General features: G+C 38.6%; 19 protein-coding genes. 7 read left to right on the forward strand and 12 right to left on the reverse strand.

Translation table 11 applies throughout. The features are described from left to right. The first annotated feature begins 199 nt into the window (after window positions 1-199). Window positions 200-1,012, forward strand: coding sequence for an IclR family transcriptional regulator (locus tag NL42_RS02005; RefSeq protein WP_461311575.1), 813 nt, complete (start codon window positions 200-202; stop codon window positions 1,010-1,012). 46 nt (window positions 1,013-1,058) lie between these two features. Here the strand turns inward: NL42_RS02005 and NL42_RS02010 are convergent, their stop codons facing one another. Both NL42_RS02010 and pnuC read right to left on the reverse strand, forming a co-directional pair. Beyond that, window positions 1,059-1,358, reverse strand: a complete 300-nt coding sequence (locus NL42_RS02010; RefSeq protein ID WP_461311576.1) for a hypothetical protein — start codon at window positions 1,356-1,358, stop codon at window positions 1,059-1,061. Between the two features lie 14 nt (window positions 1,359-1,372). Beyond that, on the reverse strand, window positions 1,373-1,954 hold the full coding sequence (gene pnuC / locus NL42_RS02015; RefSeq protein WP_461311577.1) for a nicotinamide riboside transporter PnuC: 582 nt from the start codon (window positions 1,952-1,954) through the stop codon (window positions 1,373-1,375). Between the two features lie 403 nt (window positions 1,955-2,357). Between pnuC and NL42_RS02020 the strand changes: the two genes are divergently transcribed. From NL42_RS02020 to NL42_RS02035, 4 genes are all read left to right on the forward strand, one after another. Next, window positions 2,358-3,302: a DMT family transporter gene (locus NL42_RS02020; protein ID WP_461311578.1), complete on the forward strand. Its 945-nt coding sequence runs from the start codon at window positions 2,358-2,360 to the stop codon at window positions 3,300-3,302. A gap of 195 nt (window positions 3,303-3,497) precedes the next feature. Next, window positions 3,498-4,286: a crotonase/enoyl-CoA hydratase family protein gene (locus tag NL42_RS02025; protein ID WP_461311579.1), complete on the forward strand. Its 789-nt coding sequence runs from the start codon at window positions 3,498-3,500 to the stop codon at window positions 4,284-4,286. 35 nt (window positions 4,287-4,321) lie between these two features. Further along, window positions 4,322-5,200, forward strand: a complete 879-nt coding sequence (locus NL42_RS02030) for an alpha/beta hydrolase family protein (RefSeq protein WP_461311580.1) — start codon at window positions 4,322-4,324, stop codon at window positions 5,198-5,200. A 28-nt stretch (window positions 5,201-5,228) separates the two neighbouring features. Further along, window positions 5,229-5,789 carry a TetR/AcrR family transcriptional regulator gene (locus tag NL42_RS02035; protein WP_461311581.1) on the forward strand — a complete coding sequence of 187 codons (561 nt, stop codon included), beginning with the start codon at window positions 5,229-5,231 and terminating at the stop codon, window positions 5,787-5,789. A gap of 45 nt (window positions 5,790-5,834) precedes the next feature. Here the strand turns inward: NL42_RS02035 and pgaD are convergent, their stop codons facing one another. From pgaD to NL42_RS02060, 5 genes are all read right to left on the reverse strand, one after another. Beyond that, entirely contained in the window at window positions 5,835-6,254 is a 420-nt protein-coding gene (gene pgaD, locus NL42_RS02040; RefSeq protein WP_461311582.1) for a poly-beta-1,6-N-acetyl-D-glucosamine biosynthesis protein PgaD, read from the reverse strand. Between the two features lie 89 nt (window positions 6,255-6,343). Then, complete coding sequence (gene pgaC, locus NL42_RS02045) at window positions 6,344-7,600, reverse strand: poly-beta-1,6-N-acetyl-D-glucosamine synthase (protein WP_461311583.1); 1,257 nt, start codon at window positions 7,598-7,600, stop codon at window positions 6,344-6,346. A 13-nt stretch (window positions 7,601-7,613) separates the two neighbouring features. Next, on the reverse strand, window positions 7,614-9,608 hold the full coding sequence (gene pgaB / locus NL42_RS02050) for a poly-beta-1,6-N-acetyl-D-glucosamine N-deacetylase PgaB (protein WP_461311584.1): 1,995 nt from the start codon (window positions 9,606-9,608) through the stop codon (window positions 7,614-7,616). A 243-nt stretch (window positions 9,609-9,851) separates the two neighbouring features. Beyond that, window positions 9,852-10,190 carry an FKBP-type peptidyl-prolyl cis-trans isomerase gene (locus tag NL42_RS02055; protein ID WP_016138973.1) on the reverse strand — a complete coding sequence of 113 codons (339 nt, stop codon included), beginning with the start codon at window positions 10,188-10,190 and terminating at the stop codon, window positions 9,852-9,854. Window positions 10,191-10,276: 86 nt separating this feature from the next. Next, window positions 10,277-10,807, reverse strand: coding sequence for a YaeQ family protein (locus NL42_RS02060; protein ID WP_461311585.1), 531 nt, complete (start codon window positions 10,805-10,807; stop codon window positions 10,277-10,279). 189 nt (window positions 10,808-10,996) lie between these two features. Between NL42_RS02060 and dctA the strand changes: the two genes are divergently transcribed. Next, on the forward strand, window positions 10,997-12,259 hold the full coding sequence (dctA, locus tag NL42_RS02065) for a C4-dicarboxylate transporter DctA (protein ID WP_461311586.1): 1,263 nt from the start codon (window positions 10,997-10,999) through the stop codon (window positions 12,257-12,259). Window positions 12,260-12,302: 43 nt separating this feature from the next. Here the strand turns inward: dctA and NL42_RS02070 are convergent, their stop codons facing one another. Continuing rightward, entirely contained in the window at window positions 12,303-13,301 is a 999-nt protein-coding gene (locus NL42_RS02070; protein ID WP_461311587.1) for a CobW family GTP-binding protein, read from the reverse strand. 495 nt (window positions 13,302-13,796) lie between these two features. Between NL42_RS02070 and NL42_RS02075 the strand changes: the two genes are divergently transcribed. Continuing rightward, entirely contained in the window at window positions 13,797-13,997 is a 201-nt protein-coding gene (locus NL42_RS02075) for a hypothetical protein (RefSeq protein ID WP_016138977.1), read from the forward strand. 113 nt (window positions 13,998-14,110) lie between these two features. Here the strand turns inward: NL42_RS02075 and NL42_RS02080 are convergent, their stop codons facing one another. From NL42_RS02080 to NL42_RS02095, 4 genes are all read right to left on the reverse strand, one after another. Next, complete coding sequence (locus NL42_RS02080; protein ID WP_003653152.1) at window positions 14,111-14,626, reverse strand: acyl-CoA thioesterase; 516 nt, start codon at window positions 14,624-14,626, stop codon at window positions 14,111-14,113. 252 nt (window positions 14,627-14,878) lie between these two features. Beyond that, a complete protein-coding gene (locus NL42_RS02085) occupies window positions 14,879-15,493 on the reverse strand; it encodes a MarC family protein (RefSeq protein WP_461311588.1) in 615 nt (204 codons plus the stop codon). Window positions 15,494-15,504: 11 nt separating this feature from the next. After that, the gene (locus NL42_RS02090; protein ID WP_461311589.1) at window positions 15,505-17,571 is read right to left on the reverse strand and encodes a choline transporter; all 2,067 of its coding nucleotides are present in this window, start codon (window positions 17,569-17,571) and stop codon (window positions 15,505-15,507) included. Window positions 17,572-17,691: 120 nt separating this feature from the next. Next, window positions 17,692-19,314 (reverse strand): BCCT family transporter, encoded by a 1,623-nt coding sequence (locus tag NL42_RS02095; protein WP_461311590.1) that lies wholly within the window; start codon window positions 19,312-19,314, stop codon window positions 17,692-17,694. Window positions 19,315-19,486: the final 172 nt, after the last annotated feature.

Consider the following 19,486-nt stretch of genomic DNA (forward strand, 5'->3'; position numbering starts at 1 on the left):
TGATCATTTTTTGTCAAAGTAAAAATAAACATAAAATTCATTCACTTAATTAATTTTAAATATTTTGTTACGTTTCAAACAAGAAACAAAGTTTTGAATATAAAAATTGTTTTATGAGTTTTTAACAATTACAATAGTTATAAAATAAAGCAGCATGCCCCAAATTGAATCATGTTTTATTTATAGGAAAATGACACGAATGAGCATAGCAATTGAAGAAGATTCGCAAGAATCAGAAACAACAAAAAATGATGATCGTTATTTAGTACCCGGACTTGTACGGGGTTTAGCTATCTTGCAAGCATTTAACCAACAAGCGCAAGAAATGACCATTACAGAAATTGCTGAAATTTTAGAAGTGAACCGTTCTAGTGCATTTCGTCTGATCTATACACTCGAATCTTGTGGCTATTTAAGAAAAGCATCTCAAAAAACTTATGCTCTCGATTCCAAAGTCATGGAGCTTGGTTTTAACAGTTTATCTAAACTTTCATTACTCGATTTATCGACACCATTAATGAAAGAACTACGTGACCAAACCAAACTTGCGGTACACCTTTCAATTTTAGAAGGCACTCATATTGTCTTTGTAAATAACATTCAGTCGATGGGAACCTTCACGAGCAACATTAGCTTAGGGACTCGCTGGCCTGCTCATGCAACCGTCATTGGTCAAATGTTATTGTCTGATTTACCTGAAACCGAAGTAAGTCAGCGTTATCGTAACTTTGATGATTGGGATAGTTTTTCTGAACTGACTCCAACCAATTTAAAAACCCTATTACAAAGATTAGTCTATGTAAAAACCCAAAAAACCATGGTGAGCTGGGGTCATTACAATCATGATATGGCAGCCTGTGCGGCACCTATTTTTAAACAGTCAAACGGGAAAATGGTTGCTGTTATCTCTGTGAGTTGTCCAATTACCACTTACGATGAAAGAACATTTAAAGAAGATATCGCAAGCCTCGTTGTTGAAACAGCAAACAAAATTTCCAAATTTATTTATTAAAAAAAAGCGACGTTAAGTCGCTTTTTTTGTGATTTTATTTCTTAAATTAAAAATTACACTTAGATACTTTCCCATTCATATCTTGAAAAATCAGTGCCGAAAGGCTTTCTTTAATATCAAACTTTAAATACTGCTGTTTAAATTGAACAACCGCATAAAACTCTTCAGCACCGTCATCTAAGCCAGTGGCAGAAATCTGGCTGCCTTGTGGGAAATCTTTGAGCCACGCGGCATTATAAAAATCTGACACTGAACTAAATTCACAATACTGTTTTGGCTCTGCCATTATTTTTGCAGCAATCAGATCAAACTGTTGTTGTTTATAGACATCTAAGCTCAACAACATGATCACTCTCCAAATTAAAGCTGGTTAGAGGCTAAAAACTGTTTCTTTTTAACTTTTTCCCATTGATACCAACCATAAGCGGCCATCAAAACAAATGCTGCATATAACGCAGCTGTTAAAAATAAATCTTTATAGATAAACATGCCCACATAAATAATATCGACAAATACCCAAAGTACCCAAGTCGCAATATGCTTTCGGCTGGTCCAATACGTTGCGAGCAAGCTAAATGCTGCAAGCTGTGAGTCGAGCATCGGTACTGCTGCATCAGTAAAGTTTTTAAGAATTAAACCAAACAGTAAGCCACCTACCGCAGCAATAATCATTTGGATGATAGCGGTTTGAACTGCAATAGGTTCAATTCGAATGTCGTGATCTTGCTGCTTTCCTTTAAACCAATAGTAAAAGCCATAAAAATTTACGACCATAAAAAAGAACTGCAAAATTGTTTCGCCATACAGCTTAAATTCGTAAAACAAATAGGCATATAAAACAAAGGCAAAGAAATTAAACAGCCAACACCACATATTACGGATGACGGTTAATCCAACTCCAATGAGACTAATTAAGACCGCAAAAATTTCTAGAGGTGACATAAGAACAGCTTCTTATAGAGATCAATTCGACGAGGTATTATGAGAAAAATATCAATTTAAGCAAACTGCTAATTTGAAATCAAAAAATCTGTGGTTCATGCTTGAATATAATTTGTACTTTTCTATTTCTGTGTTATAAAAATATCATCTATATTTTAATATACTTATCATGTTTTTATCTAAAGCCCATTTATGTCTGGCTCACCAATTCTATGCCTTAGAGGTCAATGTCTCTATGGCCGATTGGCGACGTCCTTATTTAGGACAATTTGGCGCTTTAGATACGAAAATCGAGATATTTAATTTGTAATATATCCTCTGATTTTCATCACAAGCCGCCATAAAACGCGGCTTTTTTTATGCCCTGTTAAAACACTAAAGAACAAACTTTCTGGAGCTTTCTATGAAGCCATTATTTGAACAACAGAGTATATCCACCCCGCAGATTCAGCCGGCTGTAGCATTATCTTCATCTCCGACTCGCCTTGCTACAGCCGGCCAATTTATTGCTGTCGTCATTATTTGGTCGCTTACCCCACTCGCGGCCGTCTGGACAGTACAAGAAATTCACTGGGCATGGGGGTTATTTATTCGATTCAGTTTGGCGATTCCAATAGCCTTAATCTGTCTACGATTTTTTCGTTTAAAACTCATCTTTAGTAAAAAAGCTATTTTAAGTTATTGTGCCGGAGCCATTGGCTTATTTGGTTCTATGGCCTTTTGCTATATGGGTGCAGATAAAGTCCCCTCTGCCATTATTTCAATTATTTACGGGACTTCTCCGTTAGTGTCCGGACTCATCAGCTCTTTTTTATTAGGACGTGAACGTTTTTCGGCATGGCAGTGGCTTGGGCTGGGTATCGCTCTTGTTGGGATGAGCTTTACTTTAGGACTGTCTTCATCAGGTTTTCAGCTCAACCGTATCGGTATTATGTTAGAGCTGATTGCGATGCTATTTTATGTATTGTCGACTTTTGCTGTAAAATCTGTTGGTGCGCATATTCCACCAATTACACAAATGACAGGTGCCACCCTTGTTTCATGGATCGGTTATATATGCCTGTTACCTTTCTTTTGGTCACATCTTCCAACTGAATTTCCGAGCCTTAAAATTTCAATAGCAGTGCTCTACAGTGCTGTCTTTTCATCTGTGCTTGCCATGATTTTTTATTATCAACTCATTAAAGTCCTACAACCGACCACTGTGTTGCTCATTACCATTATTACTCCAGTTTTAGCTACATTTTGGGGAACATGGTTCAACCATGAACAGCTCAGCTCACATCTTATTTTAGGTTTAACCCTGTTATGCCTAGGGTTATTGATGTATTCACGTCGTCCAATATAATGTTTTATAACCTGATTGAGACTACTCATCGGGTTATTCTCCCCCTCATATTTATATTAATCTTAAGAATAAAAGTTTAGTTTTATTTTGATCCTTCCTTCTATTTTTGTTTACGAAGTAGTCTATAAATTGTATTTGACAGTTTTCTAACGATCGTTTAAAAACTTATTAAAGACAAATAAAGGACATCACGACATGTCAAATCAAGAAGGAAAAGTTAGCCGTGAAACTCGCGGACATATTTTTTTAATTGGACTAGATCGGGCAGCAAAACGTAATGCCTTTGATAGCCACCTGATTAAAGATTTATCACTAGCGCTCACCGAATATGAAAATAATGATGAGCTGCGCTGTGCAGTAATATTTGCCCATGGTGACCATTTTACTGCTGGGTTAGATCTGGTTGAATTACAACCTAAGCTTGCTACAGGTGTTTTTGATTTTAGTGATGAAGAAGTAAACCCTTGGGGCACTGTGGGTCGAAAACTGAGTAAACCTTTGATTGTTGCGGTACAAGGCTATTGTTATACCGCTGGTATCGAACTATTTCTTAATGCAGACATTGCTTTAGCAAGTGAAAATACTCAGTTTGCACAAATGGAAGTTCAACGCGGCATCTTACCTTTTGGTGGGGCAACAGCGCGGTTTACTCAAGCCGCAGGTTGGGCCAAAGCCATGCGCTATTTACTGACAGGTGACCCTTTTGATGCAAAAGCTGCCTTGGATATGAACCTAATTACAGAAATTTGCCCTGAAGGTACGGAGCTCAACCGTGCAATAGAACTTGCTGAACATATCGCTCAAGCTGCACCACTTGCTGTAAAAGCCACCCTTGCCTCTGCACGTGAAGCCATCAATGAAGGTTATGAAACTGCATTTAGCCATTTACAAAGCCATCTCCATCCGCTACTAAAAACTGAAGATGTACAAGAAGGAGTTTTTGCCATGTTGCAAAAAAGATCTCCTGTTTTTAAAGGTAAATAGGGCTTAATCAAGCAAGAAAAATAAAGAGAAAAGCAATGCAATTAGCGACTCAAACGAAAGATCAGCTTAGCCAAAATGTACAATTTCCGGCTTTAGATGGCTATCAACTCCATGGCACACGTTACTTTACGACGACACCAGCTAAAGCCAATATTGTCGTTGCTGGAGCAACGGGCGTCCCGCATGAGTTTTACCGTCGCTTTGCTGAATATATGACCCAATATGGCTATCAAATATTTAGTTTTGACTATCGAGGCGTTGGGAAATCAAGTCCAAAATCTTTAAAAGGATTTGATATGTCTTATTTAGACTGGGGACAATATGACTTAGCAGGCGCGATTGAATATTTAGCAAAAGAACCTTTACCCCTTTTAATGGTTGGTCATTCCTATGGTGGCCATGCGCTAGGGCTCTTACCTAATCATGAGAAATTATTGGCCTGCTACACCTTTGGTACAGGTGCGGGCTGGCATGGCTATATGCCACTTAAAGAGCGTTTTAAAGTTCAAGTGGTCTGGAATATCGTGTTTCCACCCATCGTTGCCGTGACAGGTTATTTGCCTTGGAGCAAATTTAATATGGGTTCTGATTTACCCCTCAATGTTTATAAACAGTGGCGTAAATGGTGTAAAAACCCTAAGTATTTTTTTGCTGATCCAGAACAACAACATTTAATTGAACAATATGCTTCTGTCAAAACCCCAATTTATGCAGTTTCTGCCCTAGATGATGATTGGGCTTTACCTACTTCTTGTCGGGCATTTATGCAGCATTATCGACAGGCTCAAGTTTCATACGTCAGTCTTCAACCTCAAGATGTTGCTATGAAAACTATTGCCCACATGGGCTATTTTAAAAAAGATGCTGAACAAATCTGGAGTAAAATCCGCACCACTTTTGATGGTTTTTTATAAACCTGTTTTATGTTTTGGATGATGTGAAATGAGACCGCAAAAACTGACTAAAGAAGATCTGCTTAAGCACTGCGCTTTGCAGTTTAAAACTTATGGATATGCAGGAACGAGCATGGACATGCTAGCAAAGGCTTGCGGCCTCACCAAAGCTTCTTTTTATTATTACTATCCAAATAAAGAGGCGCTTTTGCTTGAAGTGTTAAATGGCACTCATCAATATTTAATCCATTCTTTATTTGGAACGACTGCAAGTTCAGAACTCTCAGCCATTGAACGTTTTGAGCAAATGCATAAACGTGCTGTCCAGTTTTTTACCCAAGGCGTGAATGGTTGCCTGATTGGGGTAATTTCAATGGAGGCGGCATATGGATCACCTGAAATTTTAGCCAAAATACGTAGTATTTTTCAGGACTGGCAACTGGCTATTCAATCTATTTTTGCTTGTTGCATTGCTCAAGATCGAGCTGAGATTTTAGCAAAACAAAGTATTGCTGATTATGAAGGAGCAATCTTGATGTACCGTGTCACTCATGATGAATTTTACATCGATCAAGTCAAGCAACGAATTCTTGGATTTCTTAATTCTTAAAAAAATAAAGCCCACTTAAAGTAGGCTTTATTTTATGGCTAATCGTTATTCAACTCTCACGATTTTACCTAATTCATCGTGGTGAACGACTGTAATTTTTTGGCTACGCCCCTGCTCAATTTCATGTTCAGGTAAATCAAAATAGCGTGAATAATCATCAGTCTGTTTTGCTTTAAGTGCACTACCACCGACACGGCGCTCTGGTAGCACATGGCTCCATAACAATAAGCAAATTGCACAAGCAATTAATGCGCTAAGGCCATGTTCAAGTCCTACACCAAAGGCACTAAATAAACGGTGTACCAAATGAGTTTTTTGTAGTTCAACCAATAGCCATACAAACACGAACGGACGCCACAACAACAACCAAACCGCCCACATCATGGCTGTGCTTGTTGTAGAAGCATAGCGTTTATGCCATGGTAATTGACGGCGTAAATCAATAATCAACGAATCTGTCTTCATTTCTCTCTTTACCTAACGAAGTGCTGTGGTTTTTCCCCAGACATCAATACAGCACGATCTTTAAAATCTCATGACTCTTGCATTTCATTCTAGCGAATGCCCCGATCCGGGCTCACCCAACGTGCTCGTTTCTCATCTCCACGTCGTAAGACTTTTGGAAATGCCACAATGGTTGCTGAAATAGTGATTAGCCAAAAGACCAATGGATACCAGATCATCCAGAAATAGTTTTTTCCTAGATGCGGTTCATAACGACTATCCATCCATTTGCTTAAAGCAAACTGAATTAGACAGGTTGCCCCCAATAAAATACCGGTACCATACGGTAAAAATGGGGAGCTCACAACAGCTAATGCGGGGAGTGGTAAAATAAAATGTACCAACCACAACAAAGCCATCGCTAGCATTAAATATGACCATACTAAAGTTAAGCAAAGCTCAAACATTAAAGGCCATAAAAAATTCAATTTTGGTTTAGTGAACACATCAATATTTTTAATTAATACTTGTGCGCCACCCATTGCCCAACGTAAACGTTGTTTCCACAACCCATTGAGGGTTTCAGGCATTAAAATCCAAACCAAGGCATTCGGTTCAAACTCAATATCCCAACCTGCACGCTGTAACTTCCAAGTAATATCGATATCTTCGGTCAACATATTAGGTGACCAATAGTCGACTTGGTGAACAGCGCTTTTACGAAAAGCAGTAACTACACCCGACACGGTAAACAAGCGACCAAAGGTACGCTGTGCACGTTTAATCATACCTACGATTGAAGAAAACTCACCGACCTGAATACGCCCTAATAAAGTTGAGCGAGTACGGATACGCGGGTTTCCAGTAACAGCTGCAACCGTTGGATTTTCAAGGAAATGACGAATCATCCACTTTGCTGCATGTGGATCAAGTAAAGCATCACCATCAATACCAATTAAAAACTCGGCATCAGTCATTAAGCTTCCGGCTTGCAACCCCATGGCTTTACCTTGGTTTTGCGCCAAATGAACAACACGTAATTTTTCATGTTGTTCTGCTAAACGGTCGAGTACTTCACCTGTATTATCTGAGCTGCCATCATTAATCGCAATGACTTCAAAATGAGGGTAGTCCAGTTTTAAAGCATGGCTAATGGTTTCCTCTGCATTATCCCCTTCATTAAAACAAGGAACTAATACAGCGACTTTTGGATAACTTTCCAATGGAGCGGGTTGATCATAAGGCGGAGCCTGACGTTCTCTCCAATAGAAAATGATCGCACCCATCATCCATAAATACGACATGAATAATGGGTAATAAAAAACGAATTTTAAAGCATGCGACCATATTGCAGCAAAGATTGTCATGTTTCAGCCCCGACTACGGCACAAGACGAGATGATTTTTCAGCAAATGCTTTATGCATTACATCAACATCCGGATGATCTTTGATTGGGTCATCAGGGTAATATCCGACATGCATTACACCTTGCTGATAAAGTGAGTGAATTGTTGCTGCCATTTCAGTTGAAGGTACCTTTTCATTTTTACGCCAATCGGTTGCCTGTAATTCAAAAACGGTTTTCTTGAGGCCATTAGGATATTGTTTCACGCGATCAACCATGTCTTTATAGAACTGATCTGAGTTATCGACCTGCTCCATATAAGGCATTGCCATAATAGCTGTAAAATCATAACGCTTTAATGACTCTTCAAGCGATTGTGAATACCAGTTTTCTGCATATGGTTTTAAAGCTACCTGCGCATATAAGTTACGTGCAGTGACCAAGAACGGCTCATATTGTCTCACGTCATCAACGAGTTGCATTGCAAAATCATCTAGATATTTTGTCTTATATGCAGTCCATTTTTGCAAGTCTTGATCGTTTTCACGGATTTTTGCTAAATCTGTTGGCAAACCTTGTTTTGCATAAGCTTTTAAAGCATCAGGGCTTGCATCTTCATAATCAGATAAGGTGACATCGTCGTGGAATAAAAGTCCGTTAAACGGCGTTGATTTAGCTAAATCCTGATAAATTTCACGAATAGTTTGGCGTGCATCTGCTGAGAACGGACTTAAACGAATATAGCCCATATTAAGGTGCTCACCCGCTTTTTCCTGCTGAGTTACCACCAAGTCCTTAGAAACAGGATCAGTTTTTGGTAGTTCCCACGCCAATAACGGCATCCACGCATAAATACGGCTTACAGAAGTGCGCGTTTGAATTTGCCATGCAACACGGTTAAACAAGTCCGCACGCATAGGAATATGGCGGTTTGGGAAATAAACCATATCCGCAGAACCATTCGCATCTGGATCTGAAAATGCCTGTAAATAAACTGTATTTACACCCATGCCATTAATTCGATCTAACAAGTGTCCTAAATTACGCTCTTGTTGTTTCGGGTCTGGATCATAAATATAGTCCAAATCGATATGCATGATTTTTTGCGGACGATTGTTATCCGTTAAATTTAATTCACGGTTTTTAATTTCTTGAGCCAAATCATCAGTTGTCATTCCGCCTTCTACCAAAATACGGCTCATATTTTGTAGAGATTGTTTTGCATGGTCTGCCCCATCATCAAGTGTAATGGTCACAGGCATGCCTAAATTTTTTGCAATTTGGACAGTTTGCATATTATAGCGACCGTATGGCCAAACCATAACACGTGGCGAACGTAAGCCATGCGCTTTTAATAAGTCATTATTCTTTTTCAGGTCGCCATAGATTCGTGCCTGATATTGTTTATCGTTTTCATATGTTTGTGTTTTAACATCATAAAAACGAGTAGTTGCGGCAGGTTCAGAGTTACCTTGCGGGTTACCTGTAATACCACGATGCAAATGATAGCTATGATTCGCGATTTCGACTAAACCGCTGTCTTGCATCTCTTTAAGTTCATTCCAGCTCAAGATTTTATCGCGAGAGATTTCTTCCCCTGAAAAATCAACTTTCTGCCCTGCTTTTGGTTCTAACCATGAACCTACTACAGCCAAAACAACCGGAATTTTTTTTGCTTTAATAACAGGATATATATTTTGATAAAAAGACTGATAACCATCATCTACGGTCAATAATACTGGCTTAGTCGGTAGTGGATTTTTACCTTGATGCGCACGAATTAATTGATCAACCGTAATAAAATGAAACCCGTTTTTTTGTAGCCATTCAACGTGCTGTGTAAATTGTTGAGTAGTGACTGCATATTGAGGAATCATTGCATTTTTTGTATCAGTAACTTCATGATAGCCAATGACCGTAAGTGTTGAAGCATCGAGTTTTTGTGGTTTAGCCAATGCCATACCAGACATGCCTGTAAGGGCCAATCCAAGCGTAAGATTCAACAAAGGAGATGCAAAGCGGATAATCATGAAATAGCGTCTCAATAACAATATAGATTATTTATGTGAAATTTGAAGTTAAGACACAAACTTTCTGAAATTTGGTCTTAATATCACACTGCCCACAAATGAACAGTTTTTCAGTCAGCATTTATAATCAAATAATCTGAAAATAATCTTAAATATTCAAAAAGCTAAAATATAAATTATGAATGTATTTATATTTAAAGCTCATATAAACAAGAAAGCCCTCTCAAAGGCTTCTATTTTTCACTAGTCACGAGTTTTGACATCAAATAATTCAATTTCAAAAATTAAATTAGAATTAGCTGGAATAATCTTACCCATTTTACGTTCACCATAAGCCAAATGAGAAGGCACGATTAATTTACGTTTGCCGCCAACTTTCATTCCCATGATGCCTTGGTCCCAGCCTTTAATGACACGGCCTGTTCCAATTACGCATTCAAAATAGTTACCACGGTCAATTGAAGAGTCGAATTTAGTACCGTCTTCTAACCAACCAGTGTAGTGAGTCGTAATTAAAGCGCCTTTAACCGCCTCTTTGCCTTCACCTACTTTTAAATCGATAATTTCTAGTTCATTTGACATGGTTTACCCCTTAAATCGAATTTCTAAATAGCAACTGGTACTTAGTGTACCAATTGAATCTGTAGAATTTGTTGCGCTTTTCTATTTTACTGTAACTGCGTCCACACAACATTTGCCTGACCCTTTTCACCTAAAAGAGTCCACTCTGTGTCCATAACATTTAATTGTAGCTGCATGGTGCGTTCACAGATTTGTTCGAGCTCAGCTGTGCTTTGAGGGGCAATTTGCCAAACCTGAACGTTACTTAACGTTTTAATTTTACTGTTTCGCTTCCACCATTCTTCGACTTGTGTGCCATAAACAACAACCGCAACTGTTTTACAGCGCGAACTGGCTTTTTTGACTTTATCTTCAGATGGTAAACCCACTTCAATCCAGGTTTCTAACTGACCCGTTAAATCTTTTTGCCATAATGCTGGTTCGTCAGTTTCAAAAAGGTCTTTAGTAAACTCAAGCTCATCACTTGCAAAACGGGCAAAGGCCATCAAACGAACCATTAAACGTTCTAAAGTTTCTGAAGGATGCAAGGCAAGCGTCAGTTGGTAATCACCATAAATATGGTCATCCATATTGGCAATATTCAAGTCTGCCTTATAAATTGTTGCTTTAAGCGCCATGATTAATATGTTCCAAAATTTGGCGCTAAGGATACTCGATTTTAGGTAAAAATTTATAAAAAAACTGAGCAATCCACAACATAGTAATTGGAAATTTGCATATTCTTCCAAAACGCTCTGCTTGCTTGAGAGTTGGCCGGTTTTTTGCTTGAAAGAGAAATATTCTCCTCTTGCTAAAATTGATGACTTATGTGGCAAAAGCTTAAACGTAGTTTATTTTTACAGGTTCTTTGTGCTCTCTTTCTAGGAGTTGCAGTTGGGGCTGGTTTTCATGATTTCTCCCTATCTTTAAAGCCTTTAGGTGATGGCTTCATTTCTTTAATTAAAATGCTGATTGCACCAATTGTGTTTTGTGTCGTTGTGCTCGGCATTTATGGTGCAAATGACATAAAAAAAATGGGCAAAGTCGGTGCAAAAACCATTCTCTATTTTGAAGTGGTTACCAGTATTGCTTTAGTTTTAGGCATTATTGTGGCCTATGTATTTAAACCGGGCGTCGGCATGAATATCGATATCAGCCATTTAGATGCAAAAGATTTAAGTACCTATACCGAACGTGCACATGAAATGCACACAGGTTCGGAATTTCTGCTCAATATTATTCCAAAAACCTTCACGGCTGCTTTTGCAAACGGCGATATTTTACAAGTTTTATTAATTGCTATTTTATTTGGTGTAGCACTACTTTTAGTTCCTAAACATTTGGCAGAGCTGGTACGTCAGGCTTTGGAAGCTTTTTCTGAAGTCTTCTTTAAAATTATGGGGCTGATTATTCGTTTAGCTCCAATTGGTGTTTTTGGTTCAGTGGCCTATACCACCGCTAAATTTGGTTTAGATTCACTTCTACAATTGGGTTATTTAGTTTTACTGTTTTATGCGACCTGCATTTTATTTGTTGTTGTTGTTTTAGGTTCAATTTTAAAACTTGCCGGCCTAAACATCTTCAAATTTGTGGCTTATTTTAAAGATGAATTAGCCATTGTTTTGGGTACAGCGTCTTCTGACTCTGTTTTACCCCAAATTATGAAAAAACTCAGAAATCTGGGAATTAAAGATTCAACTGTAGGACTGGTTATTCCTACTGGTTATTCTTTTAACCTAGATGGGTTTTCAATTTATTTAACTTTAGGGGTAATTTTTATTGCGCAAGCCTGCAATATTGATTTATCTACGCATGACTTGCTGGCTATTTTGTTAGTTTCGCTCATTACTTCTAAAGGTGCACACGGCATTCCCGGCTCAGCTTTAGTTATTCTTGCAGCCACGCTTTCAGTTATTCCAAGCCTGCCTGCGATTGGTCTAGTACTTCTACTTTCTGTGGACTGGTTCATTGGCATTATTCGTGCCTGCACTAACTTAATCGGTAACTGCGTTGCGGCCGTAGTGATTGCTCACTGGGAAAAAGATATTGACCATGCTCAAGCTAAAGCCGTGCTAAATACCAAACCTTAAATCCGTTCTAGAGAACATTGAATCATCTTTTTCTCAATGTTCTCTAGTCTTCAATTCGGCAATTCAATAAATCAGTTTCAAATGCCAACCAATCGTGTTCTTGTTGGCTAATCATTTCAATCCGGTTATCGATTCCCTCTTCGCCAGACTTATAATTAAATTGCTGAGGATTAAAGTTAAAGGTTTTCCAACCTTGATCTGTATTAAAAATTCCCTTAATTCGCAGCCAGTCTTTTTGTGCACATAACACATCGAGCAAAGCATAAAACTCAAATTTCCAGCGTTTAGGCAATTTCCAACCCGCGACAATATAACCTTGTGCCGACTCGACATAATGATAAGGTAACTGCTGAATTTCTTTCACGACGTCAGTTTCAGTCATTTGTTTTTGAAGTTTAAGTAAAGGTTGAATAGAGCGCTCGGTTAAACGAGCAGCCACATCAATTTTATTTAACGCTAACTGACCATGTTCAGTTTTAATCCACCCTTGTTGATAAGGCTGATATTCTTCTTTTAATAACTCAAGCGCCTGATCATCTTCAAAAGTCATCACATCAGTATGTGAGACTACAACAATCTGAGCAGCTTTTAACTGATCTTCATAAAGGTTTTGCTTGACCCAATTTGTATCATGTAAACGACTACCATCTACAACAGTAATTAATGCTCGCATAGCTAAACTGCTTTGCCAATGCGGCTCAGTCAGTTGATCAAATAACTGAGAAGGATGTCCAAGTCCAGTCGGCTCAATAAAGAGTCGGTCTGGCTTTTGCTCACTTAATAGACGGGCTAAAGCAATATGCATAGGCAATTGACTGCTACAACACAAGCAACCACCTAATAGTTCTTTGACTGCGTATCCCTCATCTTGAGGTAAGAGTTGTTGGTCTACTCCAATTTGCCCAAACTCATTCATTAATACAGCCCAAACCTCATCTTTAGGCTTCTGGCTTAATAAATGCTGTAATAATGTGGTTTTGCCTGCCCCTAAAAAACCGGAAATAATATGGGTAGGAACAGTTTTTTGGGCAATAAATTTCACGAGTCACTCACACTAAAACGGTCTAAAGCATTTTAGGTATATCACTCTTTTTTGTCATGTAAATGATTTTTAAACTTGGCTGATGATTTTTTAATTTTTACTTAACAAACCAATAATGAGACTTACATCTCATTTAAAATCTAAATTAACTTTAGATAATTACAATTCAAACGGAATATTCTATTTATACGCATTCACAATTCATGCCAGAGTGTTAGGTTTACGTAACACAATTGGTTTTTTTTCATTCAAGAAGAAATATTTTTACACATTTTAAGGTGTATTTAAGCCGGTTAACTTTACAGATTCCGCACATAAACGGCCCGTATATTTCATATTGTTAAGATAGGCGTAATAGATTGTTAAGTTAATTGATGTAATCCCAAGCTCGGCTTAGCATGTGTCCTAGCTTAGTCATTCAGCCATACACGTTTCATGTAGGTATGAACGATTAGGTTTGATTTACTTTTTTAATGAATTTAAGGATGCCATAAAATGAAATTAGCTAAGACTTTACTTGCAACAACTTTAGCTTTAACTGCTGCTTCAACTTTCGCTGCGTCTAAACATGAACAAGCACACAGCACTGCTGGTGAAGAGAAAGTTGTTGTTTCAACTCAAGAACAAGCAAACACAGCAAATGCTGCATCTGATGCTGTAGGTTCTGCTTCTGAAGCTGCTCCTGCAACTCGTTAATTCTCTCAGCACTCTCCTCCAAGCTCAGAGATAATTTTACTGAAATGAAAAATGGATGCTGAATTTCAGTAAAGAAGAAAAGGATCGAACCATGCTGCGGTTCGATCTTTTTTTTAAGAAGATTTTTTATACATGCTACAAGATGGGTTGTGATTTTCTTGTAGACGTAAAACCTTACGGTGCTCGGCTGCTTCAAAGCGGCAACGTTTCCACTCAGTATTAAGATTTAATTGAGGCACTTCACACGGCTTACTCTGTTCATCAACGGCAACCATGGTGAAATAACAGCTATTGGTATGGCGCACTGTACGCTTCTGGATATTTTGGGCTTCAACACGTATTCCCACTTCCATTGAAGTACGGCCTACATGGTTAACACTTGCCAAGAAGGTTACCAGCTCACCCACATAAATAGGTTCTTTAAAATTCACCTTATCTACAGATAACGTCACCACGTAGCCACCCGAATAACGACTCGCACAAGCGTAAGCAACTTGATCTAGTAGTTTTAGAATCGTACCACCATGAACATTACCTGAAAAATTTGCCATATCAGGCGTCATCAAAACTGACATCGTCAATTCAGACTGATCATCAGTTGCTGTGGTTATTTCATCTAATGTAGGCATAGCTCAACTCTGTGTCTTAAAACAAGCTCAGTCAACATTATGGTTGATAATTCACAAAAAAAACATGATTAAATCCACAACATGGCATTGTATTTTTTAATATCTCTGATTGTTTTTTAAAATCTAATTTTTTAAAGCATTATTTTTAAAGTTATTTTTTATAGCTGCATCATTTATTTTAAAGTTTTATAGAACATGCTATGCCATTTTATTCCACGCTTAATGGCATAGCAGGGTCTTACAGATCACTCGCTATACTTTAGTAATAACGCCTGTCACACCATTAATAATCATATCAATGGCGATCGTTCCGATTAATAAAGCAGATAAACGTCCCACAATGTCGAAATAACGGTCGATATGCTTGGCATGTTTATAGCGTAAATGATCATGTGAAAATTTCATCAAAATCAAAATACTACAGGTTAAAAACAGCGTGAAGCCAATCACTAGCGCTGCCTCACCAATTGACATTTCAATGCCTGTAACCACAGCCGCACTAATAGTTCCGGGGCCAATCATAAATGGCATTGCAATGGTGCCAGCCAGATGTTCTGGCGCTCCACGCATTTCACCAATCGTATCGGCACCCTGAAAAACATAGCGATAGCCAATGACCAAAAAGATAAGACCTCCAAAAATCTGGAAGGCTTCAAAACGTACATTCAGATATTTACTAAAAATTGTTTCGCCGCCCCATGCAAATAGCATGAATACAACAAAAGCAATCAAGCTTCCCTGAATCAGTGCTTTATTAAACACCTTTGTTTCTGAATGGCGGATTAAGCCAATCATATAAATGCTCATTAAAAATGGATTGAGCAAAGAGAAAAATAAAGCAAAAGAATGTAGATAAGGAGAAGCCATGCATTGTCCTCTTAAGCTTGTGGATCTGGGAACAAAGGTCGGTTCCCTGGGCTAATACGATTAATATGTAAGAACGTCATATGTCTTTCATATTTATCTAAAATGTCATTAATAACCTGTTCCTTACCGTAACCAACGAGGTCGTTATCTTGAGAGCCATCATAAAGATAGGTTTCAAGTCGGTAATAGAACTGTTTACCCCGTTTCACACGTTGACTGAAATTCGGTGCGCTATAGCGTACAGGCCAGATCTGGTAAACAAAGTTTTGTTCTTCTTCCAAATGAATAGTGAAGTCGAGATGGTAAAGCGTGTCTTCATCTTCGAGTAGCGTTTGCTGCACATCCACATTCATTCCCTGCTTAATAAGCTCACCAGCAACGGCCTGAACAGCCGGTAGACAAACTGTATCTAGCATGCGTTGGGTTTCAGTGGTTCCCGGATGATGCATGACTCGAGTTAAACGCTGTTTCCAGTTCAGAATATCAACGTTCCCTACCACGGGAGCTGCATTCATACTTCGACTGGCTTGCCGGTAATCTTCAAGCCTTAGCGATTTATAAAGTCCGGCCATCACAAGGAACATCACGAAGCTAAACGGCAAACCCATAATGATGGTTGCGTTTTGCAAAGCGGTAATTCCGTTGCTCATGAGCATTGCTAAGGTGAGCAAACCAATTGCAACTGCCCAAAACACACTTAACCAACGCGGCGCATCATTATCAATATTAGTAAGTTTAGTCGTGAAGTTACCTAAAACCAGCGCTCCCGAGTCGGCAGAAGTCACGTAAAACAAAAGCCCTGTTACGGTGGCAATTGAAGCAATAAAGGTAAAGCCCGGATATTGGGCTAACAGGTCATAAAAACCATGAGCCGGATTTGCCAACACAGTCGCTGCTAAGGTCTGGTTTCCTTCAAAAATAACGCTGTGCAGTGCGCTATTACCAAAAATGGATAACCATGTGAGTGTAAATAGAAGTGGAATAATTAAGGTACCGCACACAAACTCACGAATGGTACGCCCTCTTGAAATACGTGCCAGAAAGAGTCCAACAAATGGAGACCAAGCAATCCACCACGCCCAGAAGAAAAAAGTCCAACTACTCATCCACTCTTTAGGCTGTTCGAAAGCAAAACTTTGTAATGCTAAAGCTGGGAACCGAGTTAAATAATCGCCAATATTTTGAACAAGGGCATTGAGTAAAAACTCAGTATTTCCTAAAAATAAAATAAACAGCAATAACCCGACCGAAACATAAATATTGATTTCAGATAAAATCCGCAGGCCTTTATTGACCCCAGATGTCACCGAAATAATACTAATACCGACCGCGACAGCAATCAGGATAAATTGCATCCAGATATTTTCTGGTACTCCCAATAACACATGTAGGCCATAATTCAGCTGTACCACCCCAATCCCGCAGGTCGTTGCAATACCAAAAATTGTCCCGATGACGGCAGCCGTATCAACACTATGCCCAATTGCCCCATTAATTCTGTTCCCGAAAATTGGGTAAAGTGCAGAACGAATGGTAAGTGGTAAGTTATAACGATAGCTAAAGTATCCCAATGACATGCCAATCAAGGCATACATACACCAACCCGTTAAACCATAGTGAAACAGTGTCCAAACCATACTTTGGCGCGCGGCTTCGTAAGTTTGACCAGCTCCGACTGGCGGTTGCATATAATGAGATAATGGTTCAGCGACCGAGAAGAACATCAGATCGATACCGATGCCAGCCGAAAACAGCATCGCAGACCAACTGAGTACACTAAACTCAGGCTTTGAATGCTTTGGTCCTAATTTAATACTGCCATATCTTGAACAGGCAATAAAAATCACGAAAACCATATATAGCGTTGCGGCAAGCAAATAATACCAACCAAAGGTTGACGTTACCCACTGAAGTACGGTGTTCATCACTTGGTTTGCAAAATCGTTGAACAAAAACGTGACGAGCGAAAAAATTAAAATAAGTACAGCTGAAAAATAAAAAACCACACGGTTGAGCGGGTCTTTTTTAGATTTAGATAATGTTAAATCATCAACTGCTCTTGGATTATCTGTTGCCATACAATCCTCAAGGAATAAAATAAAAACAAATATTTAATTTCGTCTTTTCACTCTTATTTAAAACAATGAAAAGACGACTTTAAACGCAAAAAAATAATATATAGATGTGATCGGTTAAGGTTATAAAACCTCAGTCACTTTATTCTGGTCACAATTCGACGGAACCGAAATGTCTTTTGAAACAGCTAACTGCTTTTTCACTAATTGAGGGTCAAAATCATCTTGCTTTAACGCTTTGGCTAAGCCAAACATATAAAGCAAAATAATGACTGAAAATGGTAAACCACATAACACCACAGCGCTTTGCATGGAGTTAAAACTACCGGCTAGTAACAAGCCAATACTTACAATGGTAATTACCACAGACCAAAAGACGCGTAACCAGATCGGTGAATCACTATCATTGGTGCCCCCTTTTGAGGACAAATTAGCGATCATTAGTGTACCAGAGCCAACTGGTGTCAAAAATAAAACGAAACAAATTACAACAACAATGCCAGCAACATAAGGATTAAATGGCAGATATTCGAGTAACTTAAATAAAGATAATGCCGGATCAGTTAAGACCATATCACCCAAAACTTTCTGTTTTTGGTTCAAGATAAAGTAAATTGCCGTATTTCCAAAAACCGAGATCCAAGCCAGCGTAAAGCCTAATGGAATCAGGCATACACCCAGAATAACTTCTCGAATTGTACGTCCTTTTGAAATACGGGCAATAAACATCCCTACAAAAGGTGCCCAAGCAATCCACCATGCCCAATAAAATACTGTCCACGAACCTAACCAACCACTTGCCTTCTGGTTGTATAAATACATATCAAAGCTTTTACCAATAAAATTGCTTAGATAATCACCCGTATTTTGCACAAGACCATTTAATAAATGATTTGTAGGACCTGTTAAAAATACAAATAAAAGTAAGGCATACAGTAGACGTAAATTAATACGAGATAACCATGCCAGACCTTTTTCGATGCCGACCACTGTCGTAATCGTGGCAACAAACATCATGACCAGAACGGCAGTAATTAAGGTCACAGAGTTATCAGGAATTTGAGGAAGTAAATAGCAAATGCCAGATACGAGTACCAAAGCACCAATTCCTAAATTGGTGACCAAGGAAATAACTGTTGCTAAAATCCCAAAACCATCAACAAAATCTCCCACCAAGCCATGAACACGCTCTCCAAAAATTGGATAAAGCGCTGAACGTAATGCTAAGGGCAGGTCTTGTCTAAAAGCGAAGTAACCTAGAGTGACTCCAAGCAATGCATAGAGTACCCAGCCATGAATACCCCAATGCAAAAAGCTATAGGTCATGGCATTTCGGGCAGCTTGAATGGTTCCGGCCTCACCTTCTGGTGGTCTCAAGAAGTGATCAACAGGTTCGGCAACACCATAGTAAAGTAACGCAATCCCAATACCTGCCGAGAACAACATTGAAGTCCAAGCCAGATAACTAAACTCAGGTTTGTCGTCGTCTTTTCCTAATGGAATCTGCCCTACTTTTGAAAAAGCGAGCCAAGCGACAAAGCCCAAACACAGCACAATAACCAGCATGTAATACCACCCAAAAAAGTGATTTACCTGCTCTTGTATATAGGTCAACCAAAATTGACTCTGCTCTGGAAACAGCACAAAAAGTAGGCCAAAAATGCCAATACTGATGGCTGAACTCCAAAATACAAAACGATTTAACCGAATATGGTCTGAAGAATATTTATCACTTTTCAACACCATCTTATTGCTCCTTGCAATCGGTGTATTTTCTCAAAATAACGTGATAAGTAATGTACTTATGCGCATCATCCTATCCTTAAGAACTTTTGATTTTAGCGCTTTATTCCTCGTGCTAATCTTCAAAAATTCATTGATTTTTACATATCATACTTGTTATTGATTGAACGTTCAA

This window comes from Acinetobacter sp. GN11 (genome assembly GCF_054823985.1).

Coding starts and splice junctions, on each gene's coding strand:
- NL42_RS02010 (WP_461311576.1), bottom strand. CDS start 1,358: ATGTTGTTGAGCTTAGATGTCTATAAACAACAACAGTTTGATCTGATT.
- NL42_RS02085 (WP_461311588.1), bottom strand. CDS start 15,493: ATGGCTTCTCCTTATCTACATTCTTTTGCTTTATTTTTCTCTTTGCTC.
- NL42_RS02035 (WP_461311581.1), top strand. CDS start 5,229: ATGAGACCGCAAAAACTGACTAAAGAAGATCTGCTTAAGCACTGCGCT.
- pgaB (WP_461311584.1), bottom strand. CDS start 9,608: ATGATTATCCGCTTTGCATCTCCTTTGTTGAATCTTACGCTTGGATTG.
- dctA (WP_461311586.1), top strand. CDS start 10,997: ATGTGGCAAAAGCTTAAACGTAGTTTATTTTTACAGGTTCTTTGTGCT.
- NL42_RS02060 (WP_461311585.1), bottom strand. CDS start 10,807: ATGGCGCTTAAAGCAACAATTTATAAGGCAGACTTGAATATTGCCAAT.
- NL42_RS02055 (WP_016138973.1), bottom strand. CDS start 10,190: ATGTCAAATGAACTAGAAATTATCGATTTAAAAGTAGGTGAAGGCAAA.
- NL42_RS02030 (WP_461311580.1), top strand. CDS start 4,322: ATGCAATTAGCGACTCAAACGAAAGATCAGCTTAGCCAAAATGTACAA.
- NL42_RS02090 (WP_461311589.1), bottom strand. CDS start 17,571: ATGGCAACAGATAATCCAAGAGCAGTTGATGATTTAACATTATCTAAA.
- pnuC (WP_461311577.1), bottom strand. CDS start 1,954: ATGTCACCTCTAGAAATTTTTGCGGTCTTAATTAGTCTCATTGGAGTT.
- NL42_RS02025 (WP_461311579.1), top strand. CDS start 3,498: ATGTCAAATCAAGAAGGAAAAGTTAGCCGTGAAACTCGCGGACATATT.
- NL42_RS02020 (WP_461311578.1), top strand. CDS start 2,358: ATGAAGCCATTATTTGAACAACAGAGTATATCCACCCCGCAGATTCAG.
- NL42_RS02095 (WP_461311590.1), bottom strand. CDS start 19,314: ATGGTGTTGAAAAGTGATAAATATTCTTCAGACCATATTCGGTTAAAT.
- NL42_RS02080 (WP_003653152.1), bottom strand. CDS start 14,626: ATGCCTACATTAGATGAAATAACCACAGCAACTGATGATCAGTCTGAA.
- pgaC (WP_461311583.1), bottom strand. CDS start 7,600: ATGACAATCTTTGCTGCAATATGGTCGCATGCTTTAAAATTCGTTTTT.
- pgaD (WP_461311582.1), bottom strand. CDS start 6,254: ATGAAGACAGATTCGTTGATTATTGATTTACGCCGTCAATTACCATGG.
- NL42_RS02075 (WP_016138977.1), top strand. CDS start 13,797: ATGAAATTAGCTAAGACTTTACTTGCAACAACTTTAGCTTTAACTGCT.
- NL42_RS02005 (WP_461311575.1), top strand. CDS start 200: ATGAGCATAGCAATTGAAGAAGATTCGCAAGAATCAGAAACAACAAAA.